We start from the raw sequence: 16,089 nt of genomic DNA on the forward strand, positions 1-16,089 counted from the left end.
CCCGGGAACGCACGCCCGGCGGACCTGACCCGACCGCCCTCTCTGCCGGCCGCTGCAGGCCGCTTTTTCGCCGAGCAATGCGCCCGTCTCGCCGAGACCTCGAACTCTCGGAGCCCCGCACGCCGGTGGCGGCCCATCACCGGCGCGGACAGCCCCGGACCGGCCACCCGCAACCCCAAGCACAACCCCCGCCGGAAGCGCCCGACCCACACGGGAACGTACGCCCGGCGGACTCGACCCGACCACCCGCCCGCCTGCTGGTGGCGCCCGTTGGCCACGCAACGCCTATGTCTCGTCGGGAAACTCGGGTTCTTGAAGTGCCTGGGAGGTGGGTCAGGTTGCCTGAAGGGCCTCCAGCAGGGCCGACCAGGATGTCTCGGTGATGGTGAGGTGGCCGAGGTCGGGGCTCTTGCTGTCGCGGACCGGGACAGCGGTGAGGGCGGTTGCGACCTCGATGCAGTCGCCGCCGTTGTTGCCGCTGTGGCTGCTCTTGCGCCACTCGAAAGGTGAGCGGACGGGGGCTACTTCGACGCAGTCGCCGCCGTTGTTGCTGCTGTAACTGCTCTTGCGCCAACCGGAAGGCGTGGTCTGTGGCATGGGATCACGAGTCCTTGTGTCGGCGGACCGGGCTCCGCCGTCCGGGAGTCGGCGGCGGAACCCGATCGGCTGGTCAGGTCGTGTGGAGCGTGGTCAGCATGGCCGACCAGGAGGTGGCGGTGATGGTGAGGTGACCGAGGGTCGGCACCTTGCTGTCGCGAACCGGGATGACGCCAAGGGTGGTTGCGACCTCGACGCAGTCGCCGCCGTTGTCGCTGCTGTAACTGCTCTTGCGCCACTGCTGGGGCGTGGTTGCGCTTGTGATCATGGGCTCACAATTCCTTCAGCACGGAGGCGATCAGGTCCATTGACCGTGTGGTCGAAAGAGCCTCGGCAGTCAGCAGATCGTAGGCTCGCTGAGCGGCCTTCACTTCAGCCGGCGCCGCCAGAATCTGCCCCTGCAAGAATCCGTCCACGTAGACCACGTCTGGCCCTTCGTCCAGAGTAAGCGCTGCGAACGGTCCGCCAACCCCTGCGTGGCCTCCGGCTTCGTACGGAATTACCTGGATCACAAATCGGGGCTGTTGCGCGAGCTCGATGACTCGTTCGAACTGCTCTCGCATGATCTCCGCACTCCCCCAGCGGCGGCGCAGGACATTCTCGTCGAGGACAGCACGGAACTCCGGCGGATCGGTGCGCTCAAAGATGCGTTGCCGTTGCACCCGAGCCGTGACCTGCTCCTCCAGCTGGTTCGCATCCGGGCGCCGTGCCGCCAGGATCGCGCGGGCATACCGCTCCGTCTGGAGCAGTCCCGGAACCACCTGCACCTGGAACGACCTGATGATCGTCGCCGCCTCTTCGAGTTCGACGAACGGCCTGAACCACGTCGGGTACGCGTACCTGATCACCAGTGGCCACAACCGCTGGAAGCGGTCGCCCGTTGCGAAGAGTTCGTCGGCGAGCTTCGACAGGTCCTCGGTGGGGAGGCGCTTCGCGGCCTCGATCTTGTTGAGCAGCGATGGGGCCATCCAGGCGCGTTTGGCCATCTCGCGTTGGGTCATCTCGATTCTTTCGCGCTCGCGCCTCAGTTCGGTCGCGTAGAACTTCAGAACGGACGCCGAGGGGTCCAGTTCGGTGGCGGCGGACACAGTGCCCCCAGAAACGTGTTGAAAGCGAACGAAGTCAACCCCGGCCCCAGCCGATCATAGGCACTTCTCGTCACGCTTGGCATACAAACAACTGCATTGAGCTTGTATGTCAACGAAAGGCGGTCCGGCGTGACCCACCCCCTGTGGAAGCCCCTCACCACATCGCATCTCACCGACACGGAAGCCGAATCCGTCCCCGAGCCGCCGGGCAGCGGCATCACGATCGCCGTGTACGAGGTCGGGCCGGAGGGGGTGCGCGTGGTCGTACCGCGCGAGCGGCACAAGCGTTCGGCGCGGGATCCGTGGCCCGACCCGGATCCGCCGTGTCGGTGCTCGCCGGATTGCCCGATGCGGTGAACCTCCCGGCGGAGCCGGGGCCTTCGACTCGCCGTCGAGGCTTGGGACGCGGCAACGGCCCGACGCGGGTGCGGCCCGGCCCCGTGCACCGATCGAGGCCCCGACCGCCCCCGCGCGGCCGCCCCCGGATCGGCGGTCGTGCTCAAGTCTTGGCGGTCGGGCGCCGATTACGCGGTCGAGGGTGTGGGGCGTGATGGCGACGGCTGCGAGGTCACCGGTGGGACCCGGCGGTGATCACGGGCGGTGACGGCCATCCCGCGGGGTGATCCCCCGCGGGCCCCGCCCCGCCGGTGGGGACGGCCGCGCGACCCTCGTGACCTTCGTGACCCCCACGATCCCGTGAACGAATCGAGAGGCATGTGTATGACTACGCGCTACGTATGGGATGACCTGCCCGGCGCCGTTCGGCGGGGCGTCGAGTCGTTCGTGGGGACGGTTGTCGGGGCCACGAGTCCGGATACCTGCCACACGTCGCCGTTCGTGGCGACGCTCGCCACCGCGGAAGGCGGCCGTGCGTTTGCCAAGGGTGCGCCGATCGGGGACACCGACGCGGCCGAGGGGCTGCGGCGGGAGGCGGTGGTGTCGCCGATCGTGGGGCGGTTCGCGGCGACGCTGCTCGGGGAGGTCGCCGTCGACGGTTGGCGCGTGCTCGTGTTCGAGTACGTCGACGGGACGCATCTCGATCTTTCCCCCGGCTCCGACGAACTGAGCGTGCTGGCCGAGGCGTTGGAGGATGTACAGACCATCGACGCACCGGCCGGCGTCGAACTGCCGCCCCTCGTCGAACGATGGGAGAAGTACCTCACCGGCGACGACCGTTCCCTGCTGGTCGGCGACGCGCTCGTGCACACGGACCTGGTCCCGGAGAACCTGATGATCAGGTACGCCGGTTACGGCCGTCGGCTGTACCTGCTCGACTGGGGAAGCGCGGCGATCGGGCCGGCGTGGGCGGAGTACGCCGAGCTCTACGACCGACTGCTCCTGCGTGGCCACACGCCCGGGTCGGCCCGGGTCTGGCTGCGCCGCTTCCCCGTGTGGCGGCACGCCGGTCGCGCCGCGCTGTGCGCCTTCGTCGTGGCCCGGCAGCGGCAGGAGATCGACGTCATGGGAGACCAGGCCGCCGCGCCCGGTGTCGCGCGCTGGGCGACGCTGCTCGACGAGTGAGCGACGGAGCCGACTCGCGCCGAACGAGCCGTCCCGCGCCCAAAGGAGCCTTCCCGCACCCCGAAACCCGCCTCACACCGCATCCTCACCCCCTCGCCCCCTCACCGCACCCTCACCGCACCCTCACCGCACCCTCACCCCAACCTCAGCGCATCCACCGCCAACCTCCCCACCGTCCCGATCACCGCGTCCGCGGCCGGCAGGGCCGCTGCCGTGTCCGCCGAGCGGGTGCAGACCGTGATCGCGTAGCGGCCGCCGTCCGGGTATTCGACGACGCCGGCCTCGTGTCGCATCGTCGGCAGCGTGCCGGTCTTGCCGGAGACCCGGACGTCGTCGAACGGGAAACCGGACGCCAGCCGGTGCGACCACGCCTGGAGGCCGAGCACCCGACGCAGCCCCGCCCCGTATTCGCCCCCGCACGCCTCGTCCCGCCAGATCGCCGCGAGCAGCCGGGTCAGGTCGCGCGGCGTGCCCCGGTTCGAGCGATTCGGGTCGAGGGCCCGCAGCCGGGCCACCACGGCCGGGTCGACCAGCGCCGCCGGGCCGTCCGGGCCGGCGTCCTCCCGCATGCCCGCGTACAGCTCGCGCAGCGGTTCGATCGCCACCGTCCGGGTCAGCCCGAGGTCGACCATGGTCGCGTTCACCGTGTCCAGGCCCAGCTCGTCCCACAGCGCGTCGGCGGCCGCGTTGTCGCTCACCGCCACCGTCAGCGAGGCCAGGTCGCGCAGCGACATCGTGACCGGATCCAGCATCGCGGCCACGCCGGTACCGCCCGGCGAACGCCCGGGGCCCGCGGGCAGTTCGATCCGCCGGGTCAGCTCCACCCGGCCCGCCGCCGCCTCCCGGAACAGCGTGGTGACCAGGCACAGCTTGTGCAGACTGGCCGTGCTGTACAGCGTGTCGGCGCCCACCTCGACCTCGCGACCCGCGTCGATGTCGACCGCGTGCAGCGCACCGGTGACGCCGGCGTCGGCGAACGCGGCGCCGATGCGCCCTCGGACGGCGCGCAGGACGCGCGGCGGCGGGCCGCCGGGGCGCGGGCCGCCGTCGGGTGTGGTGCGGGGCTCGGTCACAGTGGGAACTCCGAGGCGGGGCGCGGGAAGAGCGGTCGGCCCGGACGTTCGGCGAGCACCCCGGCGTGGCGCCGCAGCGCGTCCTGCGCGGTCTCGGTGAACGCCCGCACGGCCGGCCCCTCGGCGCCGCGCGGCCAGGCCGTCGAGGTACGCCACGCGAGCGGCGTGCCGGCCAACGGCCGCCACACCGTGCCCGGTTCGGGCGCGGTCGCGGGCAGCAGTGCCACCGCCGCGCCGGACAACACCAGCGCCCGGGCGAAGTCGCCGGCCGGAACGTCGTGCACCGCCGCCGGCGTACAGCCGTGCCGGGCACACGCGGTCAGCGTCTCGTCGTACAGCGCGGGGGCGAACTCCCGGGGGAACAGCACCAGCTCACACCCCGTCAGGTCGGCGAGCCCGATCTCGGTCGAGCCCGCGAGCGCGTTGCCCTCGGCCAGGAGCACCCCGAGCGGCTGATACGACATCGGCCCCAGCTCCAGGTCGGCCACCGCGCACGGGTGGCGCAGCACGCCCACGTCGAGGGTGCCGGCCGCCAACTCGCGCAGTTGTCCGGCGGTGGTCAGCTCGCGCAGCTCCAACGTGCCGCCCGGCGAGCGGTCCCGGAACCCGGTCAGGATCGCCGCGACGGCCGCGCCGCCCAGATCCGGCGGTACGGCCGCGCGGATCGCGCCGGTGACCCCGCCGCGCAACCCGGCCACCGCGGCACCGAGCCGATCGGCGGCGGCCAGCAGTTCGGCCGACTCGGCCAGGACGACCCGGCCCGCCGGGGTCAGCGCGACCCCTCGGCTGTTGCGATCGAACAGGCGCACGCCCAGTTCGCGTTCGAGCCGCTGGATGCGCTGCGACAGGGATGGCTGAGCCACCCGCAGCCGCTCGGCGGCGCGGCCGACGTGGCCTTCCTCGGCAACCGTCCGGAAGTACCGGAGATGCCGAAGGAGGTCCATGACCAGCAATGATAGTCATTTCGCGATCAATCCCGGTGCGATCACACTCTTGGACCTCCCGGTCGAATCCCTGTTCTCCTGTCGAGGCACGCGAAGATCGGGGAGGACGCAGATGACGCACGGAGTGAACGCGGGATCCGGATCGTCCGGGCCGCCCGGATCGCAGTCCCGAACCAGGCGGCGGCCCAGGCGGGCCCGGCGCGCCTGGGCGCTCGTGGTGGCGGGCACGCTGGTCCTCGGCGGCGCCGGCTGGGCCGCCGCCGATCGCTGGTTCGGGGCGGGGGACGACGACCGGCTCGGCCCGGCCGGGGCGCGGGGCACCGCGAGCGGCGAGGCGGACCGGGCGGCGCGTACCTTCCTCGACCACTGGGCGGCCGGGCGCTGGGCGGAGGCGGCGCGGCTGACGGACGATCCGCGGACCGCCGAGACCACGCTGCGCAGCTTCACCGTCGGCCTGGAGATCACCGAGCCCACGTTCACTCCGGGGCCGGCCCGGACGGCGGCGGCCGGCGCGGTGACGGTGCCGTTCGGCGCGGCGATGCCGGTGGCCGGACTCGGTGCCTGGAACTACGACTCGGCTCTCACGCTGGCCGAGGGCGACGGGGGCTGGATCGTGAAGTGGCAGCCGGCCCTGGTCCATCCCAAGCTCGGCACCGAGGCCAAGTTCCGGCTGGCCAAGGGCGCGGCCGGCGCGCCGGCGGCGAAGGTGCTGGATCGCAACGGCGGCGTGCTGTCCCCGGCCGACCACCCGTCGCTGACCCCGATCTTCGCCGCCGCCGGCGGCGGGGCCGGAGCCGCCGGCGGATCGGTACAGCTGATCAACCGGGCCACCGGCGAAGTCGTGTCGACCGAGGCCGAGTTCGGCGCGACCAAACCGGCCCCCGGCGGCGGCCCGGTGGCCACCACGATCGACCCGAGGCTCCAGCGCGCGGCGGACGCGGCGGTGGCGAAGCACGCCGACGGGCGGCTGGTCGGCCTGGTCGCGGTGAGCATCGACAAGGGCGAGGTGCTGGCGCTCGCGAACGCGCCGACCACGGGCATGAATCGGGCCTTCATGGGCCGGTACGCACCCGGCTCGACGATGAAGGTGATCACCACCGCGGCGCTGCTGAGCAAGGGCGCGGTGAAGCCGACCGACGTGGTGGACTGCCCGAAGTACCTGACCGTGGGCAAGCAGTTCCACAACGTGGAGACCTCGGAGATCCGCGGCGCCACCTTCCGCGAGGACTTCAAGCACTCGTGCAACACGGCGTTCGTCTCGCTGCGCGGCAAACTCGGCAACGACGAACTGAGCCGATTCGCGAACGACCACTTCGGGATCGGCCAGGAGTGGAAGACCGGGATCGCCTCGTTCGACGGCAAGGTGCCGCTGCCGGTGGACGAGACCGACAAGTCGGCGGCGATGTTCGGCCAGGGCACGGTACAGGCGAACCCGCTGGTCATGGCGTCGGCGACGGCGACGGCGGTGTCCGGTACGTTCCGCCAGCCGGTGGTGATCAAGGGCCAACGGCCGACCGCGAAGGGCCGCGACCTGCCCGCGTCGGTGGTCGCCGACCTGCGCGGCCTGATGCGCGCCACGGTCACCGACGGCTCCGCCAAGGTCCTGGCCGACCTCCCCGGCGACGTCGGCGCCAAGACCGGCACCGCCGAGGTGACCGAGACCGGTCCCAACAACGGCTGGCTGGTCGCCTACCGAGGCAACGTGGCCATCGCCTGCCTGGTCGAAGGCGGCATCACCGGCAGCGGCTCGGCCGGCCCGATAGTCCACGACATCCTGTCGACAACCACCTGACCGCACTCCCGCCCGGGCACGGACCCCGACCGCCGACCTCGAGCGCCGACCGAGCACGATCCGGCCCGGCCGGCGTTCGGGACCGGACAGCCCGTTCGGCACTCGACGGCCGGCGGACCGCGGGCCGGCCGCGCACCGAGCGGCGCGCCGAAGGCCGAACCCGCGCACCGACAAGCGGACCGCGGGCCGGCCGGCCGCGGACAACCGAGCCCTCCGCCCGAGGAGACCTAAGCCCCAAAGGCCAACCCCACAGACCGCCCTATCTCGCGCCGCTGCAGGTAGAAACACGCCTTGTGCGGCTCCGCCCCGTGCTCCCCGGTGTACCCGCCCCGAAGCACCGGCCCACCCTCCGTAGGCACCGGGAACATCCGTGCCAACGTCGGATCGGCCGCCACGAGATCGTCCCGGTCGGCCAGGTTCACCCAGTTCTCCACGAACGCCGGCGGCTGCGCCGGCTGCGGCCGTACCCACGAGTCGACCACCGTGTCCGGGCCGAGCGGCGACCCGAGCGTGATCAGCAGCGGCAACGGTCTGCGCAATCGATGCGCGAGTTCGTACGCGACCACCGCCCCGAGCGAGTGCCCGATCACCACCTTGGTGTCGAACCCGATCTCGGCGCCGACCCGGTCCAGCACCCGGTTCCGGGTCTGATCGTCCGTCAGGTAGCGGGTGAGCTGGGTGAGCGCCTTGTTCACGAATCCGCCGGCCGAGCCCGGGCCGTCGGCCGCGAACCAGCGCAGCCCCGCGAGTCCACACGTGGGGGAGAGCACGACGGTGCGTCCCGTCTCCCCGGGCCCGCCCTCCAGGCGGGCGATCTCCCGTGCCGCGCGCTGCCGTTCCGGCGGAACCGAGCCGCGAACCGCGGCACGATCCAGCCATTCGCGGCCTATCCGCGCGGTCACCTCGTGCTGGATGTCCTCGTCGATCATCTCGCTCTGCGACGGGTGCCGGCGGAGCAGATCACCATAGAACGCCATCCGCGCGTCGATCCCGCGACGGGTGTGGCGGTACTTCCACAGACGGTCCGCGACCTCGGGAAACCCTGCGGCCTTCACTCCCCGGGCCAGTCGTGGGACCCACTCCTCCTCGAGCGTGTGGGCCGACCTGTATTCCTGCGCGATCCCGTGTACCAGCACGATGGCGGCCATCGTGTCCCCTCCCAAGCCCCGAGTCCTTGACGAGCGCGCTCTCGGACGCCGGGCCCAAGAGTTGTGCGAAGGGCCGATCGACGCGGGGGGACGCAGACCGGAGAGTGGCTTCGCAAGGTTCTCTTACCCAGTCGGTAACGGAAGTTGGCATTTGAGTGAAGTTACTTCCGGGTTGTTCGACGAGATGTGCCATCCGGCCGGAAATATTCGTACCTGCCCGGGGTCGCCACGCCCTCCGCGGCGCCCTCACCGCGCGCTCGCGCACCCGTCGAGCCGCTCCGAGCCGGCCGTACCGCGCGTGAACCGTCTCGCCGCCGGGCGCCGCCGCCGGCCGTCCGGCCGTCACGGAATCCGTTTCCGCTTCGCCATAGACTTGGCCCCCACACCCGACGAAACCGAAGGAACCCGCCTGCATGCCTGGCATCACGCGCGAGGAGGTCGCCCACCTCGCCCGGCTGTCGCGGCTTGAGCTCGGGGCCGAGGAGCTCGACCACCTCGCGGCCCAGCTCGACGACATCATCGGCGCGGTCGCCCGCGTCGCCGAGGTCGCAGCCGACGACATCCCGCCGACCTCGCACCCGCTGCCGCTGACCAACGTCATGCGGCCGGACGTCGTCCGCCCCGGGCTCACCCCCGAGGAGGCGCTGTCCGGTGCGCCGGCCGCGGAAGATCAGCGTTTCCGGGTGCCCCGGATCCTGGGAGAGGAGTGACGGCCATGACCGAGACCATCCGCTGGACCGCGGCCGAGACCGCCTCCGCCATCGCCGACGGCAAGGTCACCGCCGTCGAGGTCGCCCAGGCGCACCTGGACCGCATCGAGGCCGTCGACGCCGAAGTGCACGCCTACCTCCACGTGGACGCCGACGGCGCGCTCGCCGCCGCGAAGGCCGTCGACGACGCCCGCGCGCGCGGCGACCGCCTCGGCCCGCTGGCCGGCGTACCGCTCGCGCTCAAGGACGTGTTCACCACCAAGGGCGTGCCGACCACCTGCGGGTCGAGGATGCTGGAGGGCTGGCGGCCGCCGTACGACGCGACCGTGACCCGCCGGCTCAAGGACGCGGGCGTGGTCATCCTCGGCAAGACCAACATGGACGAGTTCGCCATGGGGTCCTCCACCGAGAACTCCGCCTACGGCCCGACCGGCAACCCGTGGGACACCACGAAGGTGCCCGGCGGCTCCGGCGGCGGCTCGGCCGCCGCCATCGCCTCCTTCCAGGCACCGCTGGCGATCGGCACCGACACCGGCGGCTCGATCCGCCAACCCGCCGCGCTCACCGGCACGGTCGGCGTCAAGCCGACCTACGGCGGGGTCTCCCGCTACGGCCTGGTCGCCTTCTCCTCCTCGCTCGACCAGGGCGGCCCGTGCGCCCGCACCGTGCTCGACGCGGCGCTGCTGCACGAGGCGATCGCCGGGCACGACCCGCTCGACTCGACCTCGATCGACGCCCCGGTGCCGAACGTGGTCGAGGCCGCCCGCTCCGGGAGCGTGCGCGGGATGCGCGTCGGCGTGGTCAAGGAGTTCGCCGGCGAGGGCTACCAGGCGGGCGTGCTGGCGCGCTTCGCCGAGGCCGTCGAACTGCTGCGCGAGCTGGGCGCGGAGATCGTCGAGATCTCCTGCCCCAACTTCACCTACGCGATGCCGGCCTACTACCTGATCGCGCCCTCGGAGGCGTCCTCCAACCTGGCCCGCTTCGACGCCATGCGCTACGGCCTGCGGGTCGGCGACGACGGCGAGCACTCGGCCGAGGAGGTCATGTCGCTGACCCGCGAGGCGGGCTTCGGCGCCGAGGTCAAGCGCCGGATCATGCTCGGCACGTACGCGCTGTCCTCCGGCTACTACGACGCGTACTACGGCCAGGCGCAGAAGGTCCGCACGCTGATCACGCGGGACTTCGAGGCCGCGTTCGGACAGGTCGACGTCCTGGTCTCGCCGACCACGCCGACCACCGCCTTCCCGATCGGGGAGCGCGCGGACGACCCGATGGCGATGTACCTCGCGGACCTGTGCACCATCCCGTCCAACCTCGCGGGCAACGCCGCGATGTCGCTGCCGTGCGGTCTCGCGGACGAGGACGGCCTACCGGTCGGCCTGCAGATCATCGCGCCCGCGATGGCCGACGATCGGCTGTACCGGGTGGGCGCCGCCGTCGAGGCCGGCTACCTGTCCCGCTGGGGTGCCCCGCTGCTCGACCGCGCGCCCGCGCTCTGATCCCTCCCGACTTTCCCGGCGACTTTTCGAGGAGTCGATATGGCCAAGAAGAAGAAAGCCCCCAAGAGCAACATCGGCAAGGTCTTCAGCGTCGGCATGCAACTCGTCGGCGCCTTCGGCGTGATCAAGCAGATCAAGGAGGCGCGCGGCCGGAACGACAAGCTCGAACTGGCCGACGCGGTGATCAGCGCCGCCGCCGTGGTCACCGGATTCGCGCTGCTGATCCGGGCGATGCGCGAGACCGACGACGAGCTGACGGAGGCCGACGTCCTGTGAGTACCACCAGCCTGATGTCCTACGAGGACGCGCTGGAGACCTACGACCCGGTGATGGGCCTGGAGGTCCACGTCGAGCTGGGCACCGCGACCAAGATGTTCTGCGGCTGCTCGACCGAGTTCGGCGCCGCGCCCAACAGCCAGGTCTGTCCGACGTGTCTGGGCATGCCCGGCGCGCTGCCCGTGGTCAACGCGACCGCGGTCGAGTCGGCGATCCGGATCGGTCTCGCGCTCAACTGCTCGATCGCCGAGTGGTGTCGCTTCGCCCGGAAGAACTACTTCTATCCGGACATGCCGAAGAACTTCCAGACCTCGCAGTACGACGAGCCGATCGCGTTCGACGGGTATCTCGACGTCGAGGTCGAGGGCAAGACCTGGCGGGTCGAGATCGAGCGCGCGCACATGGAGGAGGACACCGGCAAGTCGCTGCACATGGGCGGCGCGACGGGCCGCATCCACGGCGCCGACTACTCGCTGCTCGACTACAACCGGTGCGGCATCCCGCTGATCGAGATCGTCACCAAGCCGATCGAGGGCGCGGGCGAGCTGGCCCCGCTGGTCGCCAAGGCGTACGTGGCCGAACTGCGCGAGCTGATCCGCGCGCTCGGGGTGTCCGAGGCCCGGATGGAGCTCGGCCAGATGCGCTGCGACGCGAACCTGTCGCTCCGGCCCAAGGGGCGGGAGAAGTTCGGCACCCGCAGCGAGACCAAGAACGTCAACTCGCTGCGCTCGGTCGAGCGGGCCATCCGGTTCGAGATCCAGCGGCACGCCACGGTGCTCTCCGACGGCGGCACCATCGTCCAGGAGACCCGGCACTTCCACGAGGACGACGGCAGCACCACCGCCGGTCGGATCAAGGAGGAGGCGGAGGACTACCGCTACTTCCCCGAGCCCGACCTCGTGCCCGTCGCGCCCTCGCGCGAGTGGGTCGAGGAGCTGCGCGGCACGCTGCCGGAACTGCCGTCGCTGCGCCGCGCCCGGCTCCAGGCCGAGTGGGGCGTCAACGACTTCGAGATGCAGTCGATGGTCAACGCGGGCGTGCTCGACGTGATCCTGGCGACGATCGACGCCGGGGCCGACGCGGACGCGGCGCGCAAGTGGTGGCTGGGCGAGCTGTCCCGGCGGGCCAACGAGCGCGGCGTCGAGGTGGCCACGCTGCCGATCACCCCGACCCAGGTCGCCCGCGTGGCGGCGCTGGTCAAGGGCGGCGAGCTGAACGACAAGCTGGCCCGCCAGGTGATCGACGGCGTGCTGGCCGGCGAGGGCGAGCCGGACGCGGTGGTCGAGGCGCGCGGGCTCAAAGTCGTCTCGGACGACTCCGCGCTCGGCGCGGCCGTGGACGAGGCGATCGCAGCCAACGCGGGCATCGCCGACAAGATCCGCGGCGGCAAGGTGCAGGCGGTGGGCGCGCTGGTCGGCGCGGTGATGAAGACCACGCGCGGGCAGGCCGACGCGGCCCGCGTACGGGAGCTGATCCTGGAGCGCCTGGGCGTGTCCTGACCGGCCGACTTCCCGGATGGTGCCGAGAGCCCCCGACCGCCGCGTGCGGTCGGGGGCTCTTCGGCGTCTTCGGGAGTCTTTGGGCTTCTTTGGGAATCCTTAGGCGTCCTTAGGGCGTCCTTCGGTGCGCTTCGGCGTCCTTCGGTTTTCGGTCGGGGGTCGGTGTTCGGCGCGCTTTGGCGTGCGTTCAGCGGGTCTTCACCGTCCGTGGTCGGAAAGTACCTCGGTGTGCCTGAAGTTCCACCGGGGTTCGCCCCAGGTCTGTTCGACCCCCTTATCGGGTTCTTCCGAGGCGCCTTAGATCGGTATCGGGCGAGCCGAGTGATCCCGGATGCGGCATCCGACCGATGTCCGTAGGCCCCCTGGGACGCGAAGCTCGAACCACGAGCCGGACGGACCGGCTCGGTGACCCGGAGGTCGAACACCATGTTGGAATACGAACTCTTCCGCACCCGCGAACTCGAGCTGCGGGCCACCGCCGAGCGGGACCGCGTGGTCCGCGAGGCGCTGCGCACGAGCAGGCTCGCGGCCAAGGCCGCGCGGGCGGCCCGGCGCGAGGAGCGGCGAAGCGGTCACGGTGCCGGCGGTCTCAGTTCCGATCGCGGCGTATCGGGGTGGCGGATATCCCATCTGCGCCTGTTCGCGCGGTAGAAGCGCGAGAGGCGCGAGGCAGGCACGTGATGCCGGCCACGCCCGGGGAAACCCTGCGGTTGACCTGCGCAAACGGGTTTCGCCGGGCGTGAAATACCCGGCTGCGAGAGGGAGGGACGTGACATGCTCGGCACCGTGGCGAGTATTTCGGTTTCTCCCGTGTTCGTAGGCCGGTCCCTGGAAATGGCGCGGTTCGGCACGGCCCTGCGCGAAGCCGACGAGGGCACGCCGGGCGTGGTGCTCGTCGGCGGCGAGGCCGGCGTGGGCAAGACCCGGCTGCTCCAGGAGTTCCTTCAGCGCGCCGAGGAGCAGGGCGCGGTCACCACCGTCGGCGGCTGTCTGGAACTGGGTGCGGAGAGCCTGCCGTTCGCGCCGATCTCGGCCGCGTTGCGCACCCTCTCGCGCCGGATGGGCCCCGACCTGGCCGAGGCGGCCGCCGGCCGTGAGCGCGACCTCGCCTGGCTGCTGCCCGACCTGGCGCCGGGCACCATCGCGCGCGACGGCGAGTTCGACCGGGTCCGCCTGTTCGAACTGATGCTCGGTCTGCTGGAGCGGCTCGGCACCGACCGCACCCTGGTGATCGCGATCGAGGACCTGCACTGGGCCGACTCGTCCACGCGCGAACTGCTCGGCTTCCTGTTCCGCCTGCTGCGCACCGGCCGCATCCTGATCGTCGGTACGTATCGCGCCGACGCGGTCGGCCGCCGCCATCCGCTGCGCTCGTTCCTGGCCGAACTGGACCGGGTGCACAACGTCGCCCGGATCGACCTGTCCCGGCTCACCCGGGCCCAGGTCGGCGACCAGCTGCGCGGCATCCTGCGCGAGGAGCCGCCGCGTCGGCTGATCCGGCAGATCTTCCAGAAGTCGGAGGGGAACGCCTTCTTCGTCGAAGAGCTGGCGTGCAGCATCCGCGACGGTCAACTCACCGGCATCTCCGACACGCTGCGCGACCTGCTGCTGATCCGGATCGAGGAGTTGTCCGAGGACGCCCAGAAGGTGATCCGGCTCGCCGCGATCGGCGGGGTCACGGTCGGCCACCGACTGCTCACCGAGGTCTCCTGGCTCGACCCCGACCGGCTGGAGGAGGCGCTGCGCACGGCGGTGTCCGCGCACGTCCTGGTGCCGACGGGCGACGAGTTCCAGTTCCGGCACGCGCTGGTGCGCACCGCCGTCCGGGAGGATCTGATGCCGGGCGAGCGGGTCCGGCTCTACGCGACCTTCGCCGAGGCCCTGGAGCGCTGCCCCGACCTGGTCGGCGCCGACGAGGTGCGCGGACGGATCGCGACCTACTGGTTCCACGCCGGCAAGGCGGTCAAGGCGCTGCCTGCGGTGCTCGCGGCGGCCGAGGCGGCCCGTGAGCGCTATGCCTTCGACGAGCGCACCCGGCTGCTGGAGCGGGCACTGCTGCTGTGGGAACAGGTGCCCGATCCGGAGCGGTTGAGCGGTCGCCGGCTGCTCGACGTCTACATCGAGGCGGTGACCGCGGCTCGGCTGGGCAGCGAGCGGGAGTTGGCCATCCACTTCTGCAAGCGGGCCATCGAACTGGTCGACCCGGTCGCCGAACCCGAGCTGGCCGCGTTCCTGTGGCGGGAGAAGGCCCGCAGCCTGCGCAACCTGTGTCGCTCGTCGGGCCGGCCGGAGCTGAACCGGGCAAAGGAGATCCTGGACGGGCTGCCGCCGTCGAAGGAGCAGGCCCGGGTGCTGGCGCACATCGCCCGGGACCGCATGCTCGACGGCGAGGGCGGCGAGGTGGTCGCCGACGCGCTGATCGCGCTGGAGCGCGCGCAGCTCGTGGACAGCCCCGACATCGAGTCCGAGGCGCGCAAGACCCTCGCCTGCGGCCTGGTCCAGATCGGTCGGCTCGAGGAGGGCATGGCACAACTCGCGCTGGCCGAGGAAACCGCGATCCGCAGCAGCGAACCGGACAGCCTCGTGCACGTCCTGAGCAACAAGGCCTCGCTCATGGAGGGCCTGGGCCGGCATCGGGAGAGCACGGTGGCCGCGCGGCGCGCGATGGAGCTGGCCGCCGAGCGCGGACTCACCCGCACGTCGGGCTCGTTCGCGCTGGGCAACCTCGCCGAGTCGCTGCTGTCGGCCGGCGACTGGGCCGATCTGGCGACGCTGGTGGAGAAGACCCTCGATCTCGATCCGGGCCCGCAGACCACCCGCCACCTCGAACTGCAACTCGTCGACCTGTGCCTGGCCCGGGGCGACGTGCGGGGCGCCAAGGCGCATCTGCGTCGGTCCCGGCTGGCCGCCGGTTCGCGCTATGTCGAGGCGCAATACGCGATCCCGCTGGCACGCGCGGAGATCCGGGTGGCCGAGGCGCAGGGCAGGCTGGACGAGGCCCGCGAGGCGCTGGTCGCGGCGCTAGCCGCCGGCTGCCCACCCGGCCACCAGCGCTACATGTGGCCCCTGCTCGCCGACGCCGCCGCGAACGAGGCCGATGCCCGCACCTCGACCGTGCGCCCGCGCGAATCGGAGCTCAAGACCCGCCAGGACATCGCCGACCGGATCGCGGCGATGGCCGCGTCGCTCACGATCGACTGCCCGCTCGACGCGGCCTACGCCGCGCTGGTCAGAGCCGAGTCGGCCCGGGCGGCCGGCACCGACGACGCCGAACTGTGGGGCCTGGCCGCCGGCGCCTGGGAGCTGACCGAGCAGCCCTACCGCACCGCCTGGGTCCGCTTCCGCCACGCCGAGACCCTGCTCACCACCGGCAACCGCGACGCCGCCGCCCGCCGCCTGGCCGAAGCCGCCGAAACGGCCACCCGGCTCGGCGCCAGGACCCTGCGCGAACACATAGACCTGCTCAGCCGCCGGGCCAGGGTGGGCCCGCCCACCCAGGGCGAGTCGGACACGACGCTGCCGACCCTGACCCCACGCGAGATCGACGTCCTGCGGCTGGTCGCCGACGGCCGCAGCAACCGCCAGATCGCGGAGGAGCTGTACATCAGCGCCAAGACCGCCAGCGTCCACGTCTCGAACATCCTGGCCAAACTCCAGGTCACGGGCCGAGGCGAAGCAGCCGCAGTGGCACATCGGCTGCACTTGGTCGACGGCTAACGGGGCCGCCGGCCGACCAGACCGGGGCACACCGACTCGTCACGGAATCACACGAGCCCTCCGGCCGCCCGCACCACGATGGCCCGGCCCCGGCAGGCCGGACGGCAACATCGGCAAACCCGGCAAGCCACTCGGGCCGCCGGCGGGGTGGGGGCTTCGAGGCTTGGGCTTTGGGCGAGACGGGGGTGTTGGTCGGGGAAAAGCGGCCTGCAGCGGCCGGCCGGG

At 71.8% G+C, this 16,089-nt stretch carries 15 protein-coding genes; 9 read left to right on the forward strand and 6 right to left on the reverse strand.

The annotated features are described in order from the left end of the window. Positions 1 to 333: 333 nt before the first annotated feature. From EMA17_RS51240 to EMA17_RS51250, 3 genes are all read right to left on the reverse strand, one after another. Positions 334 to 597, reverse strand: a complete 264-nt coding sequence (locus tag EMA17_RS51240) for a DUF397 domain-containing protein (RefSeq protein WP_126644099.1) — start codon at positions 595 to 597, stop codon at positions 334 to 336. 73 nt (positions 598 to 670) lie between these two features. Further along, positions 671 to 865: a DUF397 domain-containing protein gene (locus tag EMA17_RS51245; protein WP_126644100.1), complete on the reverse strand. Its 195-nt coding sequence runs from the start codon at positions 863 to 865 to the stop codon at positions 671 to 673. 4 nt (positions 866 to 869) lie between these two features. Then, on the reverse strand, positions 870 to 1,685 hold the full coding sequence (locus tag EMA17_RS51250) for a Scr1 family TA system antitoxin-like transcriptional regulator (RefSeq protein ID WP_126644101.1): 816 nt from the start codon (positions 1,683 to 1,685) through the stop codon (positions 870 to 872). 129 nt (positions 1,686 to 1,814) lie between these two features. On the opposite strand from EMA17_RS51250, the gene EMA17_RS51255 reads away from it, so the two are divergent. Then, on the forward strand, positions 1,815 to 2,042 hold the full coding sequence (locus tag EMA17_RS51255; RefSeq protein ID WP_126644102.1) for a hypothetical protein: 228 nt from the start codon (positions 1,815 to 1,817) through the stop codon (positions 2,040 to 2,042). Positions 2,043 to 2,405: 363 nt separating this feature from the next. Then, the gene (locus EMA17_RS51260; protein ID WP_160161893.1) at positions 2,406 to 3,206 is read left to right on the forward strand and encodes a phosphotransferase; all 801 of its coding nucleotides are present in this window, start codon (positions 2,406 to 2,408) and stop codon (positions 3,204 to 3,206) included. Positions 3,207 to 3,340: 134 nt separating this feature from the next. Here the strand turns inward: EMA17_RS51260 and EMA17_RS51265 are convergent, their stop codons facing one another. Both EMA17_RS51265 and EMA17_RS51270 read right to left on the reverse strand, forming a co-directional pair. Next, the gene (locus tag EMA17_RS51265; protein ID WP_126644112.1) at positions 3,341 to 4,216 is read right to left on the reverse strand and encodes a serine hydrolase; all 876 of its coding nucleotides are present in this window, start codon (positions 4,214 to 4,216) and stop codon (positions 3,341 to 3,343) included. 59 nt (positions 4,217 to 4,275) lie between these two features. Continuing rightward, positions 4,276 to 5,223, reverse strand: a complete 948-nt coding sequence (locus tag EMA17_RS51270) for a LysR family transcriptional regulator (protein ID WP_126644104.1) — start codon at positions 5,221 to 5,223, stop codon at positions 4,276 to 4,278. Between the two features lie 112 nt (positions 5,224 to 5,335). Here EMA17_RS51270 and EMA17_RS51275 point away from each other — a divergent pair, with 112 nt between their 5' ends. Next, positions 5,336 to 7,015 (forward strand): penicillin-binding transpeptidase domain-containing protein, encoded by a 1,680-nt coding sequence (locus tag EMA17_RS51275; RefSeq protein ID WP_170222393.1) that lies wholly within the window; start codon positions 5,336 to 5,338, stop codon positions 7,013 to 7,015. A gap of 227 nt (positions 7,016 to 7,242) precedes the next feature. Here the strand turns inward: EMA17_RS51275 and EMA17_RS51280 are convergent, their stop codons facing one another. Continuing rightward, positions 7,243 to 8,163, reverse strand: coding sequence for an alpha/beta fold hydrolase (locus EMA17_RS51280; RefSeq protein WP_126644106.1), 921 nt, complete (start codon positions 8,161 to 8,163; stop codon positions 7,243 to 7,245). A 413-nt stretch (positions 8,164 to 8,576) separates the two neighbouring features. Between EMA17_RS51280 and gatC the strand changes: the two genes are divergently transcribed. From gatC to EMA17_RS55725, 6 genes are all read left to right on the forward strand, one after another. Next, positions 8,577 to 8,873 (forward strand): Asp-tRNA(Asn)/Glu-tRNA(Gln) amidotransferase subunit GatC, encoded by a 297-nt coding sequence (gene gatC, locus EMA17_RS51285; protein WP_126644107.1) that lies wholly within the window; start codon positions 8,577 to 8,579, stop codon positions 8,871 to 8,873. A 5-nt stretch (positions 8,874 to 8,878) separates the two neighbouring features. After that, entirely contained in the window at positions 8,879 to 10,372 is a 1,494-nt protein-coding gene (gene gatA / locus EMA17_RS51290) for an Asp-tRNA(Asn)/Glu-tRNA(Gln) amidotransferase subunit GatA (RefSeq protein ID WP_126644108.1), read from the forward strand. A 39-nt stretch (positions 10,373 to 10,411) separates the two neighbouring features. Beyond that, positions 10,412 to 10,648: a hypothetical protein gene (locus tag EMA17_RS51295; protein ID WP_126644109.1), complete on the forward strand. Its 237-nt coding sequence runs from the start codon at positions 10,412 to 10,414 to the stop codon at positions 10,646 to 10,648. Positions 10,649 to 10,662: 14 nt separating this feature from the next. After that, positions 10,663 to 12,147 carry an Asp-tRNA(Asn)/Glu-tRNA(Gln) amidotransferase subunit GatB gene (gene gatB, locus EMA17_RS51300; RefSeq protein WP_174861556.1) on the forward strand — a complete coding sequence of 495 codons (1,485 nt, stop codon included), beginning with the start codon at positions 10,663 to 10,665 and terminating at the stop codon, positions 12,145 to 12,147. A gap of 426 nt (positions 12,148 to 12,573) precedes the next feature. Continuing rightward, positions 12,574 to 12,798 (forward strand): hypothetical protein, encoded by a 225-nt coding sequence (locus EMA17_RS51305; protein WP_126644110.1) that lies wholly within the window; start codon positions 12,574 to 12,576, stop codon positions 12,796 to 12,798. Positions 12,799 to 12,957: 159 nt separating this feature from the next. Further along, complete coding sequence (locus EMA17_RS55725) at positions 12,958 to 15,864, forward strand: helix-turn-helix transcriptional regulator (RefSeq protein ID WP_281290645.1); 2,907 nt, start codon at positions 12,958 to 12,960, stop codon at positions 15,862 to 15,864. Positions 15,865 to 16,089: the final 225 nt, after the last annotated feature.

This window comes from Embleya hyalina, from assembly GCF_003967355.1.
In the GTDB taxonomy this organism is placed as follows: Bacteria; Actinomycetota; Actinomycetes; order Streptomycetales; family Streptomycetaceae; genus Embleya; species Embleya hyalina.

Coding starts and splice junctions, on each gene's coding strand:
- EMA17_RS51240 (WP_126644099.1), bottom strand. CDS start 597: ATGCCACAGACCACGCCTTCCGGTTGGCGCAAGAGCAGTTACAGCAGC.
- EMA17_RS51245 (WP_126644100.1), bottom strand. CDS start 865: ATGATCACAAGCGCAACCACGCCCCAGCAGTGGCGCAAGAGCAGTTAC.
- EMA17_RS51260 (WP_160161893.1), top strand. CDS start 2,406: ATGACTACGCGCTACGTATGGGATGACCTGCCCGGCGCCGTTCGGCGG.
- EMA17_RS51270 (WP_126644104.1), bottom strand. CDS start 5,223: ATGGACCTCCTTCGGCATCTCCGGTACTTCCGGACGGTTGCCGAGGAA.
- EMA17_RS51275 (WP_170222393.1), top strand. CDS start 5,336: ATGACGCACGGAGTGAACGCGGGATCCGGATCGTCCGGGCCGCCCGGA.
- EMA17_RS51280 (WP_126644106.1), bottom strand. CDS start 8,163: ATGGCCGCCATCGTGCTGGTACACGGGATCGCGCAGGAATACAGGTCG.
- gatC (WP_126644107.1), top strand. CDS start 8,577: ATGCCTGGCATCACGCGCGAGGAGGTCGCCCACCTCGCCCGGCTGTCG.
- gatA (WP_126644108.1), top strand. CDS start 8,879: ATGACCGAGACCATCCGCTGGACCGCGGCCGAGACCGCCTCCGCCATC.
- EMA17_RS51295 (WP_126644109.1), top strand. CDS start 10,412: ATGGCCAAGAAGAAGAAAGCCCCCAAGAGCAACATCGGCAAGGTCTTC.
- gatB (WP_174861556.1), top strand. CDS start 10,663: ATGTCCTACGAGGACGCGCTGGAGACCTACGACCCGGTGATGGGCCTG.
- EMA17_RS51305 (WP_126644110.1), top strand. CDS start 12,574: ATGTTGGAATACGAACTCTTCCGCACCCGCGAACTCGAGCTGCGGGCC.